25 protein-coding genes and 1 riboswitch are annotated in these 20,674 nt (G+C 36.9%); of the genes, 7 read left to right on the forward strand and 18 right to left on the reverse strand.

Features of this window, described 5'->3' with window-relative positions:
* The first annotated feature begins 112 nt into the window (after positions 1-112).
* Positions 113-787 carry a YetF domain-containing protein gene (locus BK577_RS23830; RefSeq protein WP_180321233.1) on the forward strand — a complete coding sequence of 225 codons (675 nt, stop codon included), beginning with the start codon at positions 113-115 and terminating at the stop codon, positions 785-787.
* 47 nt (positions 788-834) lie between these two features.
* Here the strand turns inward: BK577_RS23830 and BK577_RS23835 are convergent, their stop codons facing one another.
* Positions 835-1,080, reverse strand: coding sequence for a hypothetical protein (locus tag BK577_RS23835; protein WP_034332652.1), 246 nt, complete (start codon positions 1,078-1,080; stop codon positions 835-837).
* A 175-nt stretch (positions 1,081-1,255) separates the two neighbouring features.
* Here BK577_RS23835 and BK577_RS23840 point away from each other — a divergent pair, with 175 nt between their 5' ends.
* Positions 1,256-3,535: an ATP-dependent helicase gene (locus BK577_RS23840; RefSeq protein ID WP_078435163.1), complete on the forward strand. Its 2,280-nt coding sequence runs from the start codon at positions 1,256-1,258 to the stop codon at positions 3,533-3,535.
* 217 nt (positions 3,536-3,752) lie between these two features.
* On the opposite strand, the gene spoVIF is transcribed toward BK577_RS23840, so the two are convergent.
* From spoVIF to BK577_RS23865, 6 genes are all read right to left on the reverse strand, one after another.
* Complete coding sequence (gene spoVIF, locus BK577_RS23845) at positions 3,753-4,007, reverse strand: sporulation-specific transcription regulator SpoVIF (RefSeq protein ID WP_026561091.1); 255 nt, start codon at positions 4,005-4,007, stop codon at positions 3,753-3,755.
* A gap of 298 nt (positions 4,008-4,305) precedes the next feature.
* Positions 4,306-4,437 (reverse strand): YjcZ family sporulation protein, encoded by a 132-nt coding sequence (locus BK577_RS23850; protein ID WP_372496303.1) that lies wholly within the window; start codon positions 4,435-4,437, stop codon positions 4,306-4,308.
* Positions 4,438-4,524: 87 nt separating this feature from the next.
* Complete coding sequence (locus BK577_RS23855; RefSeq protein ID WP_078435164.1) at positions 4,525-4,728, reverse strand: hypothetical protein; 204 nt, start codon at positions 4,726-4,728, stop codon at positions 4,525-4,527.
* The gene (locus BK577_RS23860; RefSeq protein ID WP_078435165.1) at positions 4,725-5,438 is read right to left on the reverse strand and encodes a DUF421 domain-containing protein; all 714 of its coding nucleotides are present in this window, start codon (positions 5,436-5,438) and stop codon (positions 4,725-4,727) included. Before BK577_RS23860 ends, BK577_RS23855 begins: the two co-directional genes overlap by 4 nt.
* Before the next feature lie 140 nt (positions 5,439-5,578).
* Positions 5,579-5,704, reverse strand: a complete 126-nt coding sequence (locus tag BK577_RS26700) for a hypothetical protein (protein ID WP_275955366.1) — start codon at positions 5,702-5,704, stop codon at positions 5,579-5,581.
* A 142-nt stretch (positions 5,705-5,846) separates the two neighbouring features.
* The gene (locus BK577_RS23865; protein ID WP_078435166.1) at positions 5,847-6,197 is read right to left on the reverse strand and encodes a DUF1360 domain-containing protein; all 351 of its coding nucleotides are present in this window, start codon (positions 6,195-6,197) and stop codon (positions 5,847-5,849) included.
* Between the two features lie 307 nt (positions 6,198-6,504).
* Between BK577_RS23865 and BK577_RS23870 the strand changes: the two genes are divergently transcribed.
* The 5 genes from BK577_RS23870 to BK577_RS23890 all read left to right on the forward strand — a co-directional run bounded on the left by BK577_RS23870 (position 6,505) and on the right by BK577_RS23890 (position 9,669).
* Complete coding sequence (locus BK577_RS23870; RefSeq protein ID WP_078435167.1) at positions 6,505-6,927, forward strand: spore coat protein; 423 nt, start codon at positions 6,505-6,507, stop codon at positions 6,925-6,927.
* 90 nt (positions 6,928-7,017) lie between these two features.
* On the forward strand, positions 7,018-7,299 hold the full coding sequence (locus tag BK577_RS23875; RefSeq protein ID WP_078435168.1) for a hypothetical protein: 282 nt from the start codon (positions 7,018-7,020) through the stop codon (positions 7,297-7,299).
* Between the two features lie 93 nt (positions 7,300-7,392).
* Positions 7,393-7,911, forward strand: a complete 519-nt coding sequence (locus tag BK577_RS23880) for a spore coat protein (protein ID WP_078435169.1) — start codon at positions 7,393-7,395, stop codon at positions 7,909-7,911.
* 706 nt (positions 7,912-8,617) lie between these two features.
* On the forward strand, positions 8,618-9,103 hold the full coding sequence (locus BK577_RS23885) for a CotY/CotZ family spore coat protein (RefSeq protein WP_078435170.1): 486 nt from the start codon (positions 8,618-8,620) through the stop codon (positions 9,101-9,103).
* 152 nt (positions 9,104-9,255) lie between these two features.
* Positions 9,256-9,669, forward strand: a complete 414-nt coding sequence (locus tag BK577_RS23890) for a CotY/CotZ family spore coat protein (protein WP_078435171.1) — start codon at positions 9,256-9,258, stop codon at positions 9,667-9,669.
* Positions 9,670-9,726: 57 nt separating this feature from the next.
* Here the strand turns inward: BK577_RS23890 and BK577_RS23895 are convergent, their stop codons facing one another.
* From BK577_RS23895 to mgtE, 11 genes are all read right to left on the reverse strand, one after another.
* A complete protein-coding gene (locus BK577_RS23895) occupies positions 9,727-10,224 on the reverse strand; it encodes a CotO family spore coat protein (RefSeq protein ID WP_078435172.1) in 498 nt (165 codons plus the stop codon).
* A gap of 239 nt (positions 10,225-10,463) precedes the next feature.
* Positions 10,464-11,237 carry an enoyl-ACP reductase FabI gene (gene fabI / locus BK577_RS23900; protein WP_078435173.1) on the reverse strand — a complete coding sequence of 258 codons (774 nt, stop codon included), beginning with the start codon at positions 11,235-11,237 and terminating at the stop codon, positions 10,464-10,466.
* 76 nt (positions 11,238-11,313) lie between these two features.
* Positions 11,314-11,964: a thiamine phosphate synthase gene (gene thiE / locus BK577_RS23905; RefSeq protein ID WP_078435174.1), complete on the reverse strand. Its 651-nt coding sequence runs from the start codon at positions 11,962-11,964 to the stop codon at positions 11,314-11,316.
* A 93-nt stretch (positions 11,965-12,057) separates the two neighbouring features.
* Positions 12,058-12,873 (reverse strand): bifunctional hydroxymethylpyrimidine kinase/phosphomethylpyrimidine kinase, encoded by an 816-nt coding sequence (gene thiD, locus BK577_RS23910; RefSeq protein ID WP_078435175.1) that lies wholly within the window; start codon positions 12,871-12,873, stop codon positions 12,058-12,060.
* A 17-nt stretch (positions 12,874-12,890) separates the two neighbouring features.
* Entirely contained in the window at positions 12,891-13,907 is a 1,017-nt protein-coding gene (locus BK577_RS23915; protein ID WP_078435176.1) for a thiazole biosynthesis adenylyltransferase ThiF, read from the reverse strand.
* The gene (locus tag BK577_RS23920; RefSeq protein ID WP_281252647.1) at positions 13,907-14,680 is read right to left on the reverse strand and encodes a thiazole synthase; all 774 of its coding nucleotides are present in this window, start codon (positions 14,678-14,680) and stop codon (positions 13,907-13,909) included. Before BK577_RS23920 ends, BK577_RS23915 begins: the two co-directional genes overlap by 1 nt.
* Positions 14,680-14,883 carry a sulfur carrier protein ThiS gene (thiS, locus tag BK577_RS23925; RefSeq protein WP_078435177.1) on the reverse strand — a complete coding sequence of 68 codons (204 nt, stop codon included), beginning with the start codon at positions 14,881-14,883 and terminating at the stop codon, positions 14,680-14,682. Before thiS ends, BK577_RS23920 begins: the two co-directional genes overlap by 1 nt.
* Positions 14,880-16,007, reverse strand: a complete 1,128-nt coding sequence (gene thiO / locus BK577_RS23930; RefSeq protein ID WP_078435178.1) for a glycine oxidase ThiO — start codon at positions 16,005-16,007, stop codon at positions 14,880-14,882. Before thiO ends, thiS begins: the two co-directional genes overlap by 4 nt.
* Entirely contained in the window at positions 15,991-16,608 is a 618-nt protein-coding gene (gene tenI / locus BK577_RS23935) for a thiazole tautomerase TenI (protein ID WP_169908456.1), read from the reverse strand. The genes thiO and tenI overlap by 17 nt, the downstream gene beginning before the upstream one ends.
* A 77-nt stretch (positions 16,609-16,685) precedes the next feature.
* Positions 16,686-16,795: riboswitch (TPP riboswitch) on the reverse strand.
* Positions 16,796-17,023: 228 nt separating this feature from the next.
* On the reverse strand, positions 17,024-18,871 hold the full coding sequence (locus BK577_RS23940) for a monovalent cation:proton antiporter family protein (RefSeq protein ID WP_078435180.1): 1,848 nt from the start codon (positions 18,869-18,871) through the stop codon (positions 17,024-17,026).
* Between the two features lie 164 nt (positions 18,872-19,035).
* On the reverse strand, positions 19,036-20,403 hold the full coding sequence (gene mgtE, locus BK577_RS23945; protein WP_078435181.1) for a magnesium transporter: 1,368 nt from the start codon (positions 20,401-20,403) through the stop codon (positions 19,036-19,038).
* Positions 20,404-20,674: the final 271 nt, after the last annotated feature.

Genomic DNA, 20,674 nt, shown 5'->3' on the forward strand with positions numbered 1-20,674 from the left:
TTCCTTCCATTCCTTTTTTTATTTCAATCATTTCTCTCATATTTCTTTAGTATAAAAACAATTATGACGCTAAAGATACTATATATGGACTTGTGTGACGGAGGTTTTGAATATGCATTTTGGACAAATAACAATTGAACTTATCTTTGGATTTATTGCTCTCTTTGTTATCACAAGAATATTAGGAAAAACACAAATTACACAAATTACAACATTTGACTTTATCTCTGCCCTTGTTTTAGGTGAATTGGTCGGGAATGCCGTTTTTGATGATCAAGTTAGTATTGCTGAAATATTTTATGCTGTTTTCATTTGGGGACTTCTCATTTTCATCTTAGAAATAATTACGCAAAAGTGGAGTAAAACTAGGGGATTTCTTGAAGGAAAGCCAACCATTATTATTAGAGAGGGAAAAATACTAAGAGACAGCTTAAAAAAGTGTAAACTTGACATTAATCAATTGCAGCATTTAATTCGATCTAAGGGTGTATTCTCGATTAGGGAGCTGGATTATGCTGTCCTTGAAACAGATGGTACCGTCAGTATTCTTAAAAAAGCAGAATTCGAAAATCCAACAAAGTCAGATCTTCAAGTGAATCAGGAAAAAGTTCACATCCCCATTACAATTATTAGCGATGGAAAAGTTTTAAAAGATAACTTAATTGAAGCTGGTTTTAATTACAATTGGCTTGAGCAGCAATTAAAGCAACAGAATATTTTTCGGACAGAGGAAGTTCTCTATGCAGAGTGGTTAGAAGGGAAAGGGTTACATGTACAATCTTTCTAAATTGAAAAAGGGATTGTTTCCAATTGGAACCAATCCCTTTTTCCTATCTAAACATATTCATTCAAGTGATTTCCTTTTCCTGTATATGTTGCTATGTATTTATTCTGCTTCATTTTATCCTTTAAAATATCTGCAAACTTTTGTTGTTCTGCCTGTGGACTTTCCCGGAGATGACGAGTATTCAATGTGATTGCGGATGTTGGCAAAACATGTGCATAATGTTGTTGAACTGAGACAGATCGATTAGCGTATTGAGTGTATGTATCATGTTGTATCGGTAAGATATATCCCATTTTTATCACTCCTTATTCTTTATTTCCCATATCTTTGGAAGGTTAAACCATTTTCTTTCACTTTTCGTTCAGTTCTCGTTCTGTTATCATAGATTTTGTCGCTTCATTTATTCGCTTATACTAACTTTCTATATACATACGATGAAATATCCTATTTTAAGGGAGGAGGACAACAATGAATTCAGCAAAAATGAACGAATCAATCATCTCCTTAACACAATTACCTCAGCAGGAAATCCAAAGAATACATGAAGAATCCTTAAAAGAAGCTGTTGTTTGCAGGTGCTGCGGAAAACCGGTGAAGCTGTATTTAGGCATTAACCATCCTCCCTATTTTTATCACTCAAACAGAGAATTAAATGAAACATGCCAGAAGCAATTTCATATCGATTTTCCGCAGCAAGAAGAAACACCTACTCATGAAACAACAACAGAGAACGACTCTGAGCACAATGGGTTTCGGTTACCAAAATCCAGAAGTATTGCTACAGCTGATAAAAAAGAAACAACAAAATGGCGTGAACCAAAAACGCTAAAAGGGAGAACTCCTTTTTCAGTAAAAGTAAAAGCTCCTGCGTCCCTATTGGGCATTCCACTGGATGTGGAACAAAAAGAAGCTGTCACAACGACTGAAGGACCTTTGCTTATTTTAGCTGGTGCCGGTAGTGGAAAAACACGTGTATTAACAACAAGAGCTTTATACATGATTGAAGAAAAAAAGATTTCACCTACATCGATGATGCTTGTCACCTTTACAGCAAAGGCCGCAAAAGAAATGCAGCAACGGCTTATTGCAAACTCTTCTGTCCAGGCTGCAAAGCTTAATCAATTGGTCATTGGAACATTTCATAGTATCTTTTATAAAATCCTTATCCACCACGATCGTGAGAAGTGGAATAGCCGACACCTGTTAAAATGGGATTGGCAAAAGGAAAGCTATCTAAAAGCCTCCTGCAGAGAATTAGGAATTGTTGAAAAGGACTTTCCATTTGACCAAGCAATCCAACAAATCGGTTATTGGAAAAATACAATGCAAATGCCCCAGTGTTTAAAGCCTGCTGATGATTGGGAGCAAACCGCACTCACTCTTTATAGAGAATACGAGGATCAAAAACAACAGCGCGGTCAATTTGACTTCGATGATATGCTTGTAAAATGCTATGAGCTACTAAATGAAAATCCTGATCTTTTATCCTCTTATCAACAACGGTTTCAGTATTTTTTAATTGATGAATTTCAGGATATTAATCCTGTCCAATATAAGCTTATTAAGCTATTATCAAGTCATACTAACAATCTATGCGGTGTCGGTGATGATGATCAAACTATTTATAGTTTTAGAGGCAGTCAACCGTCATTTATTTTAAATTTCAAACAAGAATACCCATTAGCAAAAGTGATTACACTCTCTGCTAATTATCGTTCTGATCATCAAATTGTCTCAACAGCAAATGATGTTATATCAAAAAATAAACAAAGACTCAGCAAGCAAATGATCGCTCAATATGAAACGCCACACTCACCTGTTGCTTTTTTTCCATATGATGAAGAGGAAGAAGCTACAATGATTCTGCAAGATATGAAGGAGAAAATTGAAGCAGGAGCAAAACCCGAAGAATTTGCCGTTTTATATCGTACACATACAGGTGGACGAGCAATATTTGAACGATTTGTTCAATCAAGCATTCCTTTTACTATTGAAAAAGGACAATCATCCTTTTATGAAAGAAAAATAGTACGTGGTATTTTATCCTATCTTCGCCTAAGTATGAACTCTGATGACAGCTCCGCCATAACGGAGTTGATACGCGCTTTATTTTTAAAACAATCGGTTCTCAATGATGTCAAAGCTTTATCCATCCTGCATGACTGCTCACTTGTTGAAGCTCTGCTGCATGTAAATGGACTGCCTGCATTTCAAAAAGCAAAGCTAAAGAAAATCATCCCAAGGATCAACTCTCTTCAGTATGAAAAACCGGCTGTTGCATTAACGATCATTGAAAAAGATTTAGGCTTTGTTGATTACTTAAAGAAGCAAGGTAATGAAGGAAATGCAATGGAAAAGGGCTCAGATGACTTGAATGATTTAAAGGTAGTTGCGAAGAAATTCATGACTGTTACTGATTTTCTCCAGCATGTTGACCATATGATTGTGACACAGCAATCATTAAAAACATCAACACAGGAATCCGGAGTCCAGCTTATGACGATACACCGGTCAAAAGGCCTTGAATTTAAATATGTCTATGTATTAGGTGTTGTCGACGGCTCTTTACCACATGATTTCGCTTTGGAGTCGGCTCGAAAGGAAAAGTTCGAACACCTTGAGGAAGAAAGAAGATTACTTTATGTAGCGATGACGCGGGCAAAAGAACATTTATATTTGTCTGTTCCCTCTTATCGGAGAGGTCGAAAGGCTGTCCCTTCCCGGTTTATACGAGGAATGATGAAATAAGTTAGAAAACAGCTGCTCTAAGTCTGATTTCATTTACAAAATCAGCTCATGTTTGCAGACTTCCACTAGTTTTTTGCAGATTTCAAATTTTTTTTGCAAGTTTGACTTATATTCTTGCAAATTCTTAATCTATTTTGCAAAAGAGAGTTTTTTTTGCAGAACTTAATTTTCTAACCTACTACAAAGGGTCTGACCATAAGTCAGACCCTTTTTCTGTTTATTTCTTATTTATCATTTTAGAAATCGTATTAAAATCCAATTTCTCATTTCCGTTAACAATAGAGTTAACGATTTTATCTTCCATTTGCTTGTTAACTGGTTTATTGGCAATCTTAGAAACTCGTTGAATGACGCTGCGTACTGTTTTTTCATCTTTAAAGTTTGCACCTTGTAATGAGTTAGCTAATGAGAAAATATCATTCATGTTAACGCCGGTTTTTCCTTCAAGATTCTTAAAGAATTTGCTATCCATTTTCCCGCCTCCTTAATTCATGATATATCGTATGGAATTCCATCTAAAATGTGATAGGAAATTCGTCTTTTTAATAAAATTCAAGTTAGAAAAGCACAAGCGCCTTGATCAGACCCGACAGGCATAAGACGATTTGGAATAGAAGGCGTTCTTTGCCTTCAATTCCAAATTGGCTTATGACCCCGAGGGTCTAGGCGCTGGAGCTAGACACCTATACTAAGTAAAAACTTTATTAAAAAGACGAAAGTACGAGCAGCCTACCATGCTCGTACTTGGTTCGTCATTAAAGCTTCACACATTAGTTATAAAAAGATGCACCAACAATGATTAAAAGAATGAACAATACAACGATTAATACGAAAGTACTTCCGTAGTATCCGCCACCGCCATAACCATAGTTACCACCACCGTAGCCGTAACCCATGAGCATAAGCACCTCCTCTACCCTAACTTCTTTATAATCTATGTAGGTATTGAGAAAACGGTGTGGACGAATAACAGTGTTTCTGCCTTAATTTCACTTTGATTTTGACTTCACCCATTTTTCATATTCTATTGCTGCGCTCTCCATTCGATATTCAAAATCTTCTGTTGTTTGGTCTAATGTTTTTAATTGGTCATGCAGTTCAGCCAATTTCACATCTTCTCCAGATTGAATCCGATCATGCTTTTTCATAGTAGAATTCAGCCATCCTTCAAAAAACAGCTCTAAAATATTCATTTTTTCTCTCCTGTTTCCGGCTTTTTTAGTTCATCATCATAGTAATCTGCATATAGATTCCCATCAGAGTCGAGTTGAGCAAGAAATACATCCTTCACATTTCTTTTTTTCTCCTTCAACTTACTCCTCACCCAATCTAAACTATAGCCACCCTCATAAATAGCACTTTCTAAGTAGTTTCCATCCATAATGACCGTTAACGGTGTTTTCTGTTTTGGCCCTTCTCCGAAAAAGTCTTCCCATTTTGTTGGCTGCTTTTCTTTTTTTAATAAAACACTTAGCTCTCCATTCGTCTCTAATATGGCAAATTCAACATCAGAAACTTGAAAGATATTTTTCTTGCGCAGCTGTTCAAGTAATTCATCTGTACTATATTTTTCGTACTTTAGATTTCCTTCTAAGATTTTCCCATCCTGAATAAACGTAGTTGCTTTTCCTTCAACAACATCCCGAAACTTCTTACTTTTAAGCGAGATATGAGATATGACAAGGGGAAATAACGTCCATATTAAGATAGAAACCACTCCGTTCAAGATATTTAATTCAATATCCATCGTGATGGTTCCCGCAATATCTCCTACTGTTATGCCAACAATATATTCAAAAAAAGATAATTTGGATAATTGCTTTTTCCCAAGTAACTTCGTAATAAAAAAAAGGCCACCAATGATGCAAAAAGAACGAATGACAACTTCAATCCAATCTGGCATATAACTATCTCCCTAACTTTTGAAATAATAACTTAATTTAGTATGTGGATATATATGTAAATATATGTAATATGTTTTTTACCATTAAAAAGAGACTACCAATTATGTAAAGTAGTCTCTCCATTCAAACCTATTAAAAGCTACACACGTTTATTTTTCTTTCCACAGCCGCAGCCACTCTTTTTTACCTTTTTAGGTTTTGACACAGAGATCGATTGATTCGAGTTAGTCGGTCTTCCGGAAGGATTAAAGTTTGCCTTTTTCATGATTATCCCACCTTCCTATCGATTTAATATAGCTTTTAGACGTTATGCAGAAGAAGTCAGTTGTTCTTTTTACAGTCTGCAGTCATTTAGCATCTATATCTCATCTTATGTGTAATTGCTTTTATGTTTCTATGTGTTTTGCCTATTCTATTAGTTTCCCTACGATAGATTCAATGATTCCGGCTAAGCCTGCAATGGCTAAAATCACAAGTAATGGTTCGGCACCTATTGGCCAAAACCACCACAATCCGCATAAAAAGGCTGTACACCAGACCCCTGTACACCAATAACAACTTAATAATTCACCGATCCATGCTCGTATTCCTTTTCCTTTAATTTCAATATAAATTTCGGTTTCACCGTTTTCGTTTATCTCTTCAATTTCACGATGGAATGGACTGCGAATAAAGGAGGTGATTTTATCGAAAACCATTAATCTCGTTAACCGAAAAGATGCCAATGCAATGATCAAAAATTCTACCCATGTGATCATCCCCTCCCACCTTTCTAATCATAATCTTTATACATTATGAAGGCATTTTTATTTTATGAACTTGGACATGTTAATTTTTTTATGTATAGGCCAAATCCCTAAACAGTCATTTGTCCATCAGCATTTATAAGAAAAATGGGTGCAAACCTGTATGTTTGCCTCATTCAAAACCTAGTGAATCTGCATTATATACAAGTAAAAGGGAACACAGCATACCTCACGATTTCTTTCCTCCCTAAACGTCCCATCGTAACGGTTAATCGTTGTGTCCCCTTTTTACCTCTTATCGTGAAAGGAGTGAATTTGGATGTCAACTAGATGGTCTGCCTTAGATGATTGCAAATGTAAGCATGATAAAACTAGCCCAACACAAGATGCGGTTCAAACAAATGAGACAGTTCAAGTTTCAGAGGAATTTATCCACATTAAAGATTCCTGCAACGTTGATATTAAATCAACAGACACACAAGTAGCTGTTTCATTACAAGCAGCAATTCAAGTAGCGATTGCATTAGTTATTAACTTAACAATTGCTGACAGCGCCCGTGCTGAACAAGTAACTCAGGATTTACTACAAAACTCTGTTATTAGGCAAGCAAATAAACAAAAAGTAATCATTGAGAATTCCCGTGACGTTAAGATTACAACAACTGATACAGATGTAGCCATTTCTCTCCAGGTTCTAATTCAAATTTTACTAGCATTGTTAGTATCAATTGATATCCTATAAAACTACCAGAGATAAATAAAAAATCTTTATGGGGAAGGGGTCGCTATGCGCTATTTCCCCTATCCATTTATGTTATGGAGGTGAATGACATTGTCTAATGATAAATTAAATCTTCAAGACATCTCACAAACAATGATGCAACTATTCGTTCAAGACGTATTAAGCAAAAATAACATCTCAGATGAAAGTAAAAAGAAATTAACGGACGACCAAAAGGAACAGTTAAAAAAGGTAGTAGCAGATCTTCAAGCACAAGTGAATGAATTTGTAAAAGGTGCTCAGGCGAAAAAAGAAGATCCTGAAAAAGTTGAAGAAGCACCAAAAAACATGACACTACGTGACATGTTAAAAAATAAAAAGAAAGACAAATAAACTAAAAATGGGTGAAAACACCAAGATGTTTGTCTTATACAAAAATAAAATCCTGACATTTAATAATAGTACATCGAAAGGAGGAATTAAAACATGCAAGCAAAACCATATGAGTGGGTTGCATTAGACCGTAATTCTTGTCATCCAACACATTGTGGCTGTGGTAATCACAACAACAACAACAATAACAACAACAACGAGGTGGCTGGAGCAAACGTTGGCAATTTCTTTGGCGACGATGCTCAAGTATCACAAGGAGCTAATCAAGTAAGCGAAACAGAGCAAATTTCTTCAGAAACAATCATTGTAAGAGATTCTTGTGACATTGATATTAAATCAACTGATACTCAAGTAGCTGTTTCCCTACAAGTAGCACTTCAAGTGGCAATTGCACTTGTTATCAACTTAACAATTGCTGACAGCGCTCGTGCAGAGCAAGTAACACAACAATTACTTCAAGAAGCAGATATGAAACAAGTTAACAAACAAAAACTAGTCATTGAAAATTCAAAAGATGTAAAAGTTACAACAACTGACACAGACGTTGCAATCTCACTTCAAGTTCTTCTTCAAATCTTAATCGCACTAGTTGTTAACATCGACATTTTCTAATGACAAGAAGCAGGGGCTGCCCTGCTTTTTTTATGCTGTTTTAAATGTAGTTGAAGGTAAAAATTAGTTCGTTCCATTACGCTGCAGACACTCCATGCGCCGGGGAGGAAGCTGAGCCTCCCTCAGCTTAGCCTGCGGGGTCTCAGCATTCCCTCTACTTCCCGCAGGAGTCGAGTGTCTTCCGCTCCATTTCACTATAGAGTTAAAATATTGTTTTAAAAGCCACAATCTTTGCGGAAACTGCCTTTTCAGTTTATGTTTTTATCCTCAACTAAGTAAAGATCATATCATATGTTGTATCCAACTAATTTTATTATTATTAAACTTTATATGAGTCTATATTTAATAGCATCTGTAAACAATAACTTTGTAGGTTGATTGAAGCGGAAGGTGCGAGACTCCTGTGGGAGTTGTGGGATAGGTGAGACCCCGCAAGCGCTAGCGCTGAGGAGGCTCACCGCCCACCCCACTTAAGATGAGCATCCTGGAGCTTCAATCAACCAGCAAAACACTAATTACTTTAGCAGCAAAGTATCCGATGCCTTGTTTTAAGAAGACAAGTTTCATCTCTTTTTTTGATACATTCACCTAAAAACTTTCTGGATGAATACATACAATATAGACGATAACCCACACCAACTAGTCATTTCCCACATAGTCTGTTAAGGACTAAAGTCAATAAATCATTTAAGGAGATGACTATTCAATGGGTTGCAAAGATAAAAAAGATAGAGACAATAATTGCGTATGTGAAGCCGTTGAACAAATTTTAGCTGAACAAGAAGCAGTAGAAGAAATCTCATGCCCAACTAGCTGCTACAGCAATTTATTAGGCCCTGTCTCTGGTCCTCAAAGAGATACAATTCCTTTCATCCTTTACGGAAAAAAAGGTGAACTCTTTAAAGCATTCGGTAATGTTGGTGGATTCAATGGAGACATGACTTGCTTCCAAACAATCTTCTTCCGTGTTGAAGCTGTTGAAGATTGCTGTGCAACATTATCATTATTACGTCCGGTTGATGTTGATGGCAATACGCTAAGCGTATGTAATCCTTGTGACGAAGATTTCTTCGGTCTTGAAAAGACTGACTTCTGCATCGAAGTAGACCTTGATTGCTTCTGTGCTATCCAATGCTTATCACCGGAATTAGTGGACCGTGTTGCAGACGAAAGAAAAAAACACCACAAATAAACTGGATCATCAAAGACTGCTGAACAATCGGCAGTCTTTTCTTTTTATATATGCAACAAGATCTCCAGAAAAATAGGCACTTTCCCCAGAACCTATTGGCCAATTAATTCTTATACTATTAATAAGAACTATTGGTGGGAGGGATATCAAAAATGAGACATAATAATGCCTTTAACTGTGTCTGTGATGCGGTTGAAAATATACTGAATCAACAGGAAGCTGTCGAAGATGAGAAATGTCCAACTAGTTGTTATTCAAACCTTCTAAACCCTGTCAAATCACTTGGAGATACAATACCCTTTATTCTGTTAAATGAAAAGGGTGAGCCATTTAAAGCATTCGGTCATGTTGGTGCGGAATGCTTTGAAACAAACTTTTTCAGAGTCGAAAAGATTCATCATTGCTGTGCAACGCTTAGACTACTGCTTCCAATCGATTGTCATGGACATATTGCTCATGAAATTTGTGATGTAAAAGAGCTTGTTAAAACAAGAAATTGTGTAGAGGTTGACCTAAGCTGTTTCTGTGCAATTCAATGCTTATCACCCCGTTTATTAGTTGATTAAAAATCTCATCAAAAAAAGTTAGACACAAATGTGCCTAACTTTTTTTGTTTAAGTACGTTAGAAACCTAACAAATTAATTTCTTTAATCTGATTTAGCGGTATATCAATCGGTTTAGAATGTGTTAACGATCGAATTGTAACAATGTCATTTTCTTCTGTCATAATCACTCCACGGTATGTTTCTTCAACTGTACTGATCTGACAAAGTGTCCTAGGCATATTTTTCGGTAAATGTTTAAAAAACTCAATCTTTTCCTGAACGTTCATCTGGGTAATAGGTTTTCTTTGCTTTCGATACTGCTTAACTGTAGGTTCTTCTTCTACCTGTTCTTCCTCTTGAATCTCCACAGCCGTACTAACAGCCCCTAGCAGTTCAGTTTCGACTGCTTCCTCTACTACTGTATTAACAACAACTTCTGATTGTTTTGGCTTCTCCACCACTTTTTGTTTTGCTTTTTTCACAACATAAGACTGCATATTTACATGAACACCATCAGAATCAGGTTGAACAATATACATAAGGGGCTTCATTTTGTAATTTTGCTTATTTGCCATTCGTTTCCCTCCTAAACAAGAGTCTACACACTCAACATGTTATGCGGGAGTACTGGGTAATGTGCCTATTTTCTAGGCTCTAGGATTTTTTCTTAGAAAAACACGACTTACCGTCAAGAATGGCGGAAGTCGATGTCTTTTCTTATACTTTAATCCTTAAATATAGTTAAACTTTCTTAAAGTATAAAAAAAATCGACTTAACCAAACGGCTAAGTCGATTTTCTAATATGATCAAAAATTATGCTAAGATATGGTATCCTGAGTCAACGTGAAGATTTTCTCCAGTCATTCCTCGAGATAAATCACTGAATAAGAATAATGCAGTATCTCCAACTTCTTCCGGAGTTGTTGTGCGGCGAAGTGGAGAACGCTCTTCAATATCTTTTAAGATTGAGTTAAAGTCACTAATACCTTTTGCAGAAAGAGTTCGAATCGGACCAGCGGAAATTGAGTTAACACGGATTCCGTCTTTTCCAAGATCACTTGCTAAGTATCTTACACTTGCTTCTAAAGAAGCCTTTGCAACACCCATTACATTGTAGTTAGGCAGTACACGCTCTCCACCAAGATACGTTAGCGTCACAATGCTTCCGCCTTCTGATAATAGACCTCTTGCTTCCTTAGCAACAGCTGTTAAAGAATATGAGCTGATGTTTTGTGAAAGCAGGAAACCTTCACGTGTTGTGTTTAGGTATTCACCTTGTAACTCTTCTTTATTAGCAAACGCGATACAATGTGCAATACCATGAATCACTCCAACTTGTTCTTTAATTGTGGCAAAGCATGTTTTAATTTCTTCATCATTTGTAATATCACAAGGTAGAACAAGTGAATCATTACTTTCTAATGAATCAGCTAAATCGCGAACTGATTTCTCAAGACGTTCACCAGCATATGTAAAAATTAATCGTGCTCCGGCATTATGTAAAGAACGTGCAATTCCCCAAGCAATACTGCGTTTATTCGCTACACCCATTACGACAATATTACGTCCTTTTAATGATAAACTCATGTACATCCTCCTTAAATTAATACATGTTATTAGTACCTGGTTATAATTATATCACTGATTTTGAAAAAGTGCTATTTCATATTTTGGTTGCTTTGATGGAAAGAAATTCTGCAGCAGCCTGTTTCGGTGATTCATCTCCACTAATGGCACTTATAACAGCCACCCCATTTGCTCCTGCCTCATAAACAAGATTCGCCCGATCAAGTGTAATTCCACCTATCCCAACAATCGGAAATTGGTCCAAACCTGATCTTCTAATTGTTTTAATTAGGTCAGGTCCCACCACCTGATGTGCATCCTCTTTTGTTTTAGTAGGAAACATCGGTCCTACCCCTATATAGTCAGCTCCATCCTTTACTGCCTGTTGGGCTTCTGCGATTGAATGTGTAGAGAGTCCCATCCACATGTTCTCGCCAATTTGTTTTCTTGTCCTATATGGGTCACCATCATCTTGTCCAATATGTACACCATCAGCATGAAGTTCTAGAGCAAGCTCAATATCATCATTGACAATAAACGGAATCTTATTCTTCTTACAAAGCTGTCTCAATTTTTGCCCCAGATATAAACAGTCGTTTTCTTTTAAAGCTTCATTCCCTTTTTCCCGAAATTGAAATAACGTAATTCCACCTTCAATTGCTTCAGCCAAAGTCTTTTCTGGATCAAAAACACGACAATTTGTTGATCCCATGACAAGATATAGTTTTAATGCTTCAGATACATTCATGATTATGTCTCTCCCCGCAAAAAAACTGACTCCACAAATACACGGCAACTAATCGATAGATTGCCCCGCCTAATCAAGAGTCAGTTCTTTTTATTATGAACTAAATATAAGATTCTTTTTTCTGTATGCCCAATGATTGGTTGGGCCGTGTCCTCCACCAATTCCTAATTGGTCATCGATTGCTGCTTGTATAAATTCCTTCGCTGTACCAACGGCTTCATGCACGTTTTTTCCTTTGCTTAGTTCAGCCGTAATGGCTGCGGCAAATGTACAGCCAGTTCCATGAGTATGCTTTGTTTCTCTTCGTATACCCTCAAATGATTCAAAGCTGTTTCCATCATATAAAAGGTCAATCACAACTTCTCCTGTTATATCATGGCCTCCCTTAATCATGACGAACTTGGCACCAAGATTGAACAACTTTTTAGCCGCTTCTTTTTTATCCTCAAGCGTTTGAATTTCCATTCTTGTTAAAACCTCTGCTTCAGGGATATTTGGAGTGATCACTTTAGCCAGAGGTACTAAGGCTGTCAGCAGTGCACTGACTGCTTCTTTTTGCAAAAGCGACTGTCCGCCTTTGGCGATCATAACCGGATCAACTACTATATTCTCCCATCCATAATACTGGATGCGATCAGCAACTAGCTGAATCATCTCAGCATTAAAAAGCATACCTGTTTTAATTGCAGCCGGCTTCAAATCAGTAGCAACCGAATCGATTTGATTCTTTAACGCATCAAGACTAAGCGGATATACCCCTTGTACTCCTAATGTATTTTGGGCCGTTACAGCAGTAATGGCTGACATACCAAACACACCAAGTTCCTGAAAAGTTTTTAGATCCGCTTGAATACCAGCTCCTCCTCCAGAGTCAGATCCGGCAATTGTAAGCGCTCGAGACACTTTCATGTTTCTCCCTCTCCCTACTACCCAACGTAGCGGTGATAAATCTTCTTCGCTTCCGATATATCCTTTGTTCCGTGAATTAAGGCACGCCCATCTTTAAACAGAACGATTCTATGCTCCCCAAATGTAAATGACATTAAAAACGGATTTTCTAAAAATGCATCTGCAAGCGGCTTTACACGTTCAGCCACTTGTGCAAATGAAAATTGTTTTGTCTCACTTGGTCTGATTTGTACAGTATCTCTTCCACATAGAACGGCAGCCTTTGTTTCCATTTCAGCTGTTAAGTAAGGATATACTGGATTTGTTCCACATGTCGGGCAAGCATTATTTTTTAGACGGTCCATGTTGATTGATGAATATTGATTTTTCCATAAGTCAAAGGAAACAAGCTTACCACGTCTATTTTCTTCATCTCCCACAAGAAGTTTTAGCGCTTCTGATGTTTGATGTGAAGCCACCATACTTACGATTGGTGAAATAACCCCCACCGTATCACATGTCATTCCATCAAACGGGATATGTTTTAATAAGCAGTGCAAGCATGGTGTTTCATGTGGAATAATGGTAAAAGTTAATCCATAGCTTCCGACACATCCACCATAAATCCATGGAATCTCATGTTTTAATGCCACATCATTTATCAGTAATCTTGTTTCAAAGTTATCGGTCGCATCAATGATTAGATCGACACCTTCTGCAAGTTCTTCAATATTTGCTGATGTTACATCTTCAACATATGAATGAACTTCTACTTCTGAATTTATTTTTTTCAGATGAAGCTTTGCCGCAACAGCTTTAGGGATGCGATTCTGTGCATCCTCTTCTATATAAAGCTGTTGACGCTGCAAATTGCTCCATTCTACATAATCACGGTCGACGATTGTAAGTTTTCCTATCCCGGCGCGGGCAATCATCTCGGCATTTGCGGTACCCAATGCACCTGCACCAACTACCAGGATATGTTTCTTCCGTATTTGCTCTTGACCTTTTTCCCCGATTGGAGAGAATAGTATTTGTCTAGAATAGCGTTCCATTAAGTCGTAATCATTCCTTCTGTTGGACTACTTGCGATGGCATAGTCTTTTTTAGCTATTCTACCAGCTTCATACCCTAATCTGCCAGCTTCAATAGCCAGCTTCATCGCTACAGCCATTTTCACAGGATCTTTTGCAGCAGAAACAGCTGTATTTAAAAGGACTCCATCAGCACCAAGCTCCATTGCCAATGCAGCATCTGCAGGAGAGCCGATTCCGGCATCAATGATAACAGGCACTTTTGATTGCTCAATAATAAATGATAGATTAAGAGGATTTAATAATCCTTGACCTGAGCCAATCGGTGAAGCACCAGGCATAATTGCATGAACACCTAATTCTTCTAATCTTCTTGCCAGAACCACATCATCTGATGTATACGGTAAAACAATAAATCCTTCTTCTAACAGCATTTCGCTCGCTTTTAATGTCTCAACAGGATCTGGAAGCAATGAACGGTCACAGCCGATCACCTCTACTTTAATCATGTCACATAATCCTGATGCTTTTGCAAGCTTCGCAATTCTCACTGCTTCTTCAGCCGTTTTTGCGCCCGCGGTATTTGGCAACAGTGTATATTTTGATACATCTAACTGTTCAAGGAAATTCGGCTGAGATTCTTCGAAAATATTCATTCGACGAACGGCAAACGTCAAAATCTCCGCTTCTGACTGAGCAACAGCTTCCTTTTGAATTTCGAATGACGGGTATTTTCCTGTCCCCAATAATAATCTTGATTGAAATACTTTATCAGCAATTTTTAACATGTCAATCATCCTCCTCCTACAAAATGAACTAATTCAATTTCATCTCCATGTTGAATGGTTGTTGAATCATATTGATCCTTTACAATAATTTCCCGATTATGTTCTACGATAACCAGACGGTTTTCCAACTGATAAAAAGCTAATAACTGCTGAACTGTCTTAACATCTTCCTTTAGGTCAACCAGCTCTCCATTAAGCTTTATGCTCATACGATCACCTCATTAGACTGTGCTAAATTTCTCGTTACAGAGAATGCTCTCACATAGTTTTCATCTATCTTTTTCTTTAAAATAAAATCCCTTATCATCGTTCCTGTTTTAGGAGCAAGCAGGATTCCGTTTCGGTAATGTCCTGTTGCAAATAGAATATTATCATCTTCAGGATGCACCCCAATATAAGGTTTTCCATCCTCTGACTGTGGCCTTAACCCTGCCCAGGTGCTTATAAGTTGTGCAGAAGATAACCCAGGCACAAGCGGGGAGACCTTTTCAATTAACGCATGAATTCCTCCTAAAGATGGTGTCGTACTCCAGTCATCCTCTACCATCGTGGCACCAACGACAAATCTTCCATCACCTTTGGGAACAATATAGCAATGATCATAAAAAATTGTCTTTTCCAAATGCAAAGTATTACTTTTTACTGCCAGGCATTCTCCTTTAACAGGCTTCATCCTATTTGGTAACCCTAACTGTTTAAAGAAGTAACCGCTCCAAACGCCATTCGCTATAACTACTTTATTACAAGTAAAATCTCCTTGTGGTGTACTGAGTATATAGTCATTGACCGATGCTTTTTTTATGGACTGAACGGGAGCATTCTCGATAAAAGTTGCACCAAGTAAACTAGCTGATTTTGTAAATGCCTCACAAACGTGTGTTGGTGAAACATGACCATCCTCGGGGATATGAAGTGCTCCTTCAATTTCACTTGAAACAGAAGGTTCGTGATTTAAAACTGTTTCCCTTGTGTGCCATTCAAGTGCTTCATGATGTTGTACCGCATTTTTTAAAGCTATGGCTTCTTCTTGAGATAAAGCTACTTTATACATTCCTTTATCAACTAGTTGAATATGAATCTGAGAAAAATTAGAAAGTTCGTCTTGTAATAGATGATATTGTCGTTGACTTTCCTTCGCAAACTGGAAAAAAGCATCATTCTGTTCAAGTTCAGAATTCGCTCCAAGCATTCCTGCTGCAGCACTTGTCGCACCAGATCCCCCTTTATGACGATCCAACACAAGGACAGAGATACCTTCTTTTGCCAATTGGTAGGCAATCGATTGACCAATGATTCCGCCACCAACAATTCCTACATCATAGTGCTTGCTCATTGTATCTCTCCTCTACTACCTTTTTTAATTTCATCAATGCACTCTTGGGGTCTATGCTCTCCATGACATAAGACATAATAGCTACACCATGTACATTTGTTTGGTTTAGTTGATCAATTGTTTCAGGAGTAATTCCTCCTATTGCGATAACCGGTATCGTGACGTTTTTACAAATGTCCTTTAACTGCTCGACACCCCGAGGCAAAAGATCAACTTTACACGTTGTTTCAAAAATATGTCCATATAATAAATAATCTGCGCCTTCATTCTCACATTGAATCGCTTCCTCTAAAGAATGAATCGATCGGCCGATTCTAAATGAAGGCCTGTATTTTCTTACTTCTTGAATCGAAAAGCCATGGCTTGGTAAATGGAGATTAGGTATGTTATGTAAAACAGCCACATCCATTCGATCATTTATGACAAGCTTTTCCTTTGGTACACCTTTGTCCACTAACACAGATAAGAGCTCCATAATGTCTGAAGCTGATTTTGTTTTTTCTCGAATATGGATATAATCAAATTCAGTGTGAATGATTGACAATCTAGATATCAGTTCATCTATGGATTGCTTACCATCTGTTATGACATGGAATTCCAATACGATCACCTAGTTCTTTTATGGCAAATAAAAAAACCACTTTTCCATAGAAAAGTGGTTTTACATACATTTATATATCATGCTGTAATCCACTTCCCTACGCTGGTATGAACCAGATCAGGTTATAAGGGTCTTAAAGAATCACTTTAATCTCAGCCCATTGTATAGGGCTCCCCTAGCGGTTGATTGCCAATATTTATTTGTTATTTACTATTATCATACCAAATGTGTGCGAACTTTCAAGAAATAATTGAATTAAAATAGAGTTTGAGACACTTTGTACTCTATTTTAATGTGAAAGTATATCGTTCCATTGCGCTCCAGACACTATCGACTTAATAATAAATATTCAAAGATTAATCTTTATGAAAAAGCAATCATTATAAAATATACAAAATACATTATCCTACATATATCAGACTAACTCCAACTCCTGTTTAAGTTCATTTACATATTCTCTTGAGCCTGTGACGATGAGGCGGTCACCGAGTTTAAGGTCTGTATCACCGTGAGGTACAATGGAATCTTTTCCTCTGAAAATTCTTACGAAAATGATATCACCTGTAAACGGAAAGTTGCGTAATAAAATATCATCGTATTTTGGATTGTTTAAATTGATTTGGTAAAGAGTTGTTTCTTGGTTTGTTAAAATTCTCATGACACTTGGTGCTTCAATTAAAGCACGCAGTACTGTATTCGTAGATAGTAGTGTTGAGAAGATGTCGATTTCTTCATCTTTTAATTTACTTGCTAAATCTGGTGAACCAACACTCGCAATTACCCGATTAACTTGTTCTTCTTTTGCATACAGGGCAATCGCAGCATTTTTTTGTTCATCTCCAGTTGCCACAACGATCATATCAACATCAAATGCATTCTGTTCTTTTAAAGCATCAACCTGAAACTCACTTATTTCTTTAATTTCGAATAATGATTCAGCTATTTGCTTATCAATCTTGTCTTGTTGAATATGATAAACCGTTGTTTCATAAAGATCTGGATTTAATTCCCTTGTAACAGGTAATGTCATTTGGTTTGCACCAATAAATGCCACTTTAATTTTTGTAGGCTCTGCTTCCGTTTTAGGGAACAGCTTTTTAAAGAATATTGGTGTCACAATACTCGTAATAACAGCAACTAAAATCAAGGCTCCTGACATTTGAGAAGTAATGATTTCCATCCTTTCCCCGATTGTCGCTGCTGCAATAACTAATGATAAGGTTGATGTTAACAAGAACCCTGAAGCTAAAGTGGTTTTCATGTCATACCATTTCTTCAAATACAACACGGGTACAATTTTAGAAATGAGTAAAGCGATAAACAATAATGGGATCAAAATGAAAATTTTAGGGTCTTGGAATAATGCCCATATATCTAAATCAACCCCAACCATTACAAAGAAAATCGGAATAAGGAAACCATATCCAAACGAATCAAGTTTTTGAACCATTTCTTTGTTAGGAGATAGGAGTGATACTAATACCCCCGCTAAAAAGGCTCCAAGGATATTTTCTGCCCCTATAGTCTCTGAGATTGCCACTAATAAAATGATTAAAGTAAAAACAGCACGAGTCCCAATTTGAATGGTTCCCTTTGACATTGTTTCAATGAACGACCGATTCATAAACGTTTTTCCTAAGAAGTAGAGCGCAACACCTGCTCCAAACAGAATGAGTAGCAGCCATGTATTGCTTTCTCCTCCTCCATATATAGAGGCAAAAACAGCAAGTAAAATCATCGTTACTAAATCAGCAATAACAGCGACCAGCAAAATAATTTGACCGATGTTGGATTTCATAATGCCGGCATCCTTTAAAGTAGGAACAACAACACCAAGCGAAATGGTTGAAATGATCAATGTCATGAGGAAGGCATTGTCCATTAAACCGATCCATACAAATATGTAAGAAAGTAATAATGATAGGGCAAATATCCCCACAAAAATAACTGTTGAAACTAAGAATGTATTTGGAGCATTTTTCCCTGAAGGAAGCTTTTCTTTCTTCTTCCCTCCCGCAAATGCTGTAAAGTCGATTTCAAGTCCACTAAGAAACATAAGAAAGATAAAGCCAAGCATTGACAATGTCTCCAACCACATATCCTCGTGAACAATATTGAAGCCGCTTTTTCCAATAAATAACCCGATGATAATCTCAGCTACCACAACAGGCATAAAATTCAATTTTAAACGGTGGAGTAAAATTGGGGTTAAAAAGGCTGCGAGAATAACAATAACTAATGAAGTTACAGAAGCTCCGTGCATCCTATCCCTCCTTTTTATTTTTTTCATAATTGAAATGGTTGAATGCAGAAATGAAGATAATCGTATGTCACTGCATTCAACCTCATCATTTTTCTCTTTAGATAATTCTAGTTCCTATCATATACAAATTTAATTTTTAATTGTATTAATATGCTTGCTTGTTATTAAATCAAATATTGCATAAACAATGTTGCCATTCCAAAATAAATTAAAATGCTAATAATATCATTAATCGTTGTAATAAAAGGTCCTGATGCAACAGCAGGGTCAACCTTTAGTTTGTGCATGATTAGCGGAATGAATGCTCCTGAAATGGTCGCAACTGTTAATGTAGCCAAAATAGACACACCTACTAATATTCCCAGAAAAAGCGTCCCCTTCCAAATAAAGACAGTGAGAGCAACAACAATTCCACATATTGTTCCTGTAATGAGTCCAGTTCCAGCTTCCTTGAATACCATTTTGCTTAAACTTTGATTTTCTGTATCTCCTAATGAAATTCTTCTAACAGCGACCGCTAATGCCTGTGTCCCAGTGTTACCGGCCATTCCCGCAATTAACGGAATAAAGACAGCTAAAATGGCAACTTTGTCTAAAGTTTCTTCAAAGCGTCCGATTAAACTTGCCGTAAACATTCCTAAGAATAATAAGATAATAAGCCATGGCAGTCTCTTTTTAGCTGCTGAAAACGGATTTCGATCTGTTGATCCAACATCGGAAACAGCGGCTAATTTTGAATAGTCATCACTAGCCTCTTCATCAATAACATCAACGATATCATCAACTGTGATAATTCCTAATAAATGACCTTGAAAATCAACAACTGGAAGAGCTAAAAAGTTATAGTCCTTCATTTTTCTTGCGACTTCTTCTTGATCCTCAGCAACACTTACAGAATATACCCTCTCGCTCATAATCTCTGAAATCATTGTATCTGAATCACTTATAATTAGATCTCTTAACGAAATAACTCCTGCCAGCTTCTCATCTTCATCAATGACAAACACATAATAAATGGTTTCTGCATTCGGTGCTTCCTGCTTCAATATTTGCATGGCAGAGTGAACGGTTTGATGGGCATGAATGGAGATATACTCAGTCGTCATAATACTACCTGCAGTATATTCTTCATAATGAAGCAACTCACGAATTTCTTCAGCTGCATCATCATCCATAATCGTTAAATAGCTTGCAACCTGATCTTTATTTAATTCATTCAATACGTCGACTGCATCATCCGCATACATCTGGGCAAGCATCTGTGCCGCAAATGTGGGATCCATTTCAGATAAATAGGTTTCATATTGACCGTCTTCATCCTCAATGTTTTCAAACAATGCAGCCATTTCTTCAGGAGAAAGATATTGATATACTGTATTTCGTTGGTCAAGATCAAGTTTAATAAATACATTTGCTTGGTCATATGGATGTTGCTCTAAAAAAATGGACCGGAATTCATCCATATTTTTATCTGACAAACTTGTTAGAAGTGCTTCCACTTCATGTTCTGCCTGTTCTTTTATTTCTGACATAAGTTGTTCCTCCTCTCTTCTGGATCGATTGGATCGTTTATATTTATATGGAAAAATATTTTATGCGTTCGACAAAAACTTATATCCTTCTACATATTGTGCTTCTGTCCATAATAACTATAATATTCTATATACAAATGATGAATCAATAAGTTGACGACTATTTACACAAATGAAACATTTCTGAAAAGTTGAATGACCTGCAACATAACAAAAAACAAAATAAATTGTACATTCCACATCTTTTTAAAAAGGATTCTTTGCAAATCGT

Origin of the sequence: Metabacillus halosaccharovorans, from assembly GCF_002019635.1 — a bacterium.
In the GTDB taxonomy this organism is placed as follows: domain Bacteria; phylum Bacillota; class Bacilli; order Bacillales; family Bacillaceae; genus Metabacillus; species Metabacillus halosaccharovorans.

What these genes read in the sequence shown, in the direction of transcription:
- BK577_RS23830 (WP_180321233.1), top strand. Translation starts at nt 113, where the DNA reads ATGCATTTTGGACAAATAACAATTGAACTTATCTTTGGATTTATTGCT.
- BK577_RS23835 (WP_034332652.1), bottom strand. Translation starts at nt 1,080, where the DNA reads ATGGGATATATCTTACCGATACAACATGATACATACACTCAATACGCT.
- BK577_RS23840 (WP_078435163.1), top strand. Translation starts at nt 1,256, where the DNA reads ATGAATTCAGCAAAAATGAACGAATCAATCATCTCCTTAACACAATTA.
- spoVIF (WP_026561091.1), bottom strand. Translation starts at nt 4,007, where the DNA reads ATGGATAGCAAATTCTTTAAGAATCTTGAAGGAAAAACCGGCGTTAAC.
- BK577_RS23850 (WP_372496303.1), bottom strand. Translation starts at nt 4,437, where the DNA reads ATGCTCATGGGTTACGGCTACGGTGGTGGTAACTATGGTTATGGCGGT.
- BK577_RS23855 (WP_078435164.1), bottom strand. Translation starts at nt 4,728, where the DNA reads ATGAATATTTTAGAGCTGTTTTTTGAAGGATGGCTGAATTCTACTATG.
- BK577_RS23860 (WP_078435165.1), bottom strand. Translation starts at nt 5,438, where the DNA reads ATGCCAGATTGGATTGAAGTTGTCATTCGTTCTTTTTGCATCATTGGT.
- BK577_RS26700 (WP_275955366.1), bottom strand. Translation starts at nt 5,704, where the DNA reads ATGAAAAAGGCAAACTTTAATCCTTCCGGAAGACCGACTAACTCGAAT.
- BK577_RS23865 (WP_078435166.1), bottom strand. Translation starts at nt 6,197, where the DNA reads ATGATCACATGGGTAGAATTTTTGATCATTGCATTGGCATCTTTTCGG.
- BK577_RS23870 (WP_078435167.1), top strand. Translation starts at nt 6,505, where the DNA reads ATGTCAACTAGATGGTCTGCCTTAGATGATTGCAAATGTAAGCATGAT.
- BK577_RS23880 (WP_078435169.1), top strand. Translation starts at nt 7,393, where the DNA reads ATGCAAGCAAAACCATATGAGTGGGTTGCATTAGACCGTAATTCTTGT.
- BK577_RS23885 (WP_078435170.1), top strand. Translation starts at nt 8,618, where the DNA reads ATGGGTTGCAAAGATAAAAAAGATAGAGACAATAATTGCGTATGTGAA.
- BK577_RS23890 (WP_078435171.1), top strand. Translation starts at nt 9,256, where the DNA reads ATGAGACATAATAATGCCTTTAACTGTGTCTGTGATGCGGTTGAAAAT.
- BK577_RS23895 (WP_078435172.1), bottom strand. Translation starts at nt 10,224, where the DNA reads ATGGCAAATAAGCAAAATTACAAAATGAAGCCCCTTATGTATATTGTT.
- fabI (WP_078435173.1), bottom strand. Translation starts at nt 11,237, where the DNA reads ATGAGTTTATCATTAAAAGGACGTAATATTGTCGTAATGGGTGTAGCG.
- thiE (WP_078435174.1), bottom strand. Translation starts at nt 11,964, where the DNA reads ATGAATGTATCTGAAGCATTAAAACTATATCTTGTCATGGGATCAACA.
- thiD (WP_078435175.1), bottom strand. Translation starts at nt 12,873, where the DNA reads ATGAAAGTGTCTCGAGCGCTTACAATTGCCGGATCTGACTCTGGAGGA.
- BK577_RS23915 (WP_078435176.1), bottom strand. Translation starts at nt 13,907, where the DNA reads ATGGAACGCTATTCTAGACAAATACTATTCTCTCCAATCGGGGAAAAA.
- thiS (WP_078435177.1), bottom strand. Translation starts at nt 14,883, where the DNA reads ATGAGCATAAAGCTTAATGGAGAGCTGGTTGACCTAAAGGAAGATGTT.
- thiO (WP_078435178.1), bottom strand. Translation starts at nt 16,007, where the DNA reads ATGAGCAAGCACTATGATGTAGGAATTGTTGGTGGCGGAATCATTGGT.
- BK577_RS23940 (WP_078435180.1), bottom strand. Translation starts at nt 18,871, where the DNA reads ATGCACGGAGCTTCTGTAACTTCATTAGTTATTGTTATTCTCGCAGCC.
- mgtE (WP_078435181.1), bottom strand. Translation starts at nt 20,403, where the DNA reads ATGTCAGAAATAAAAGAACAGGCAGAACATGAAGTGGAAGCACTTCTA.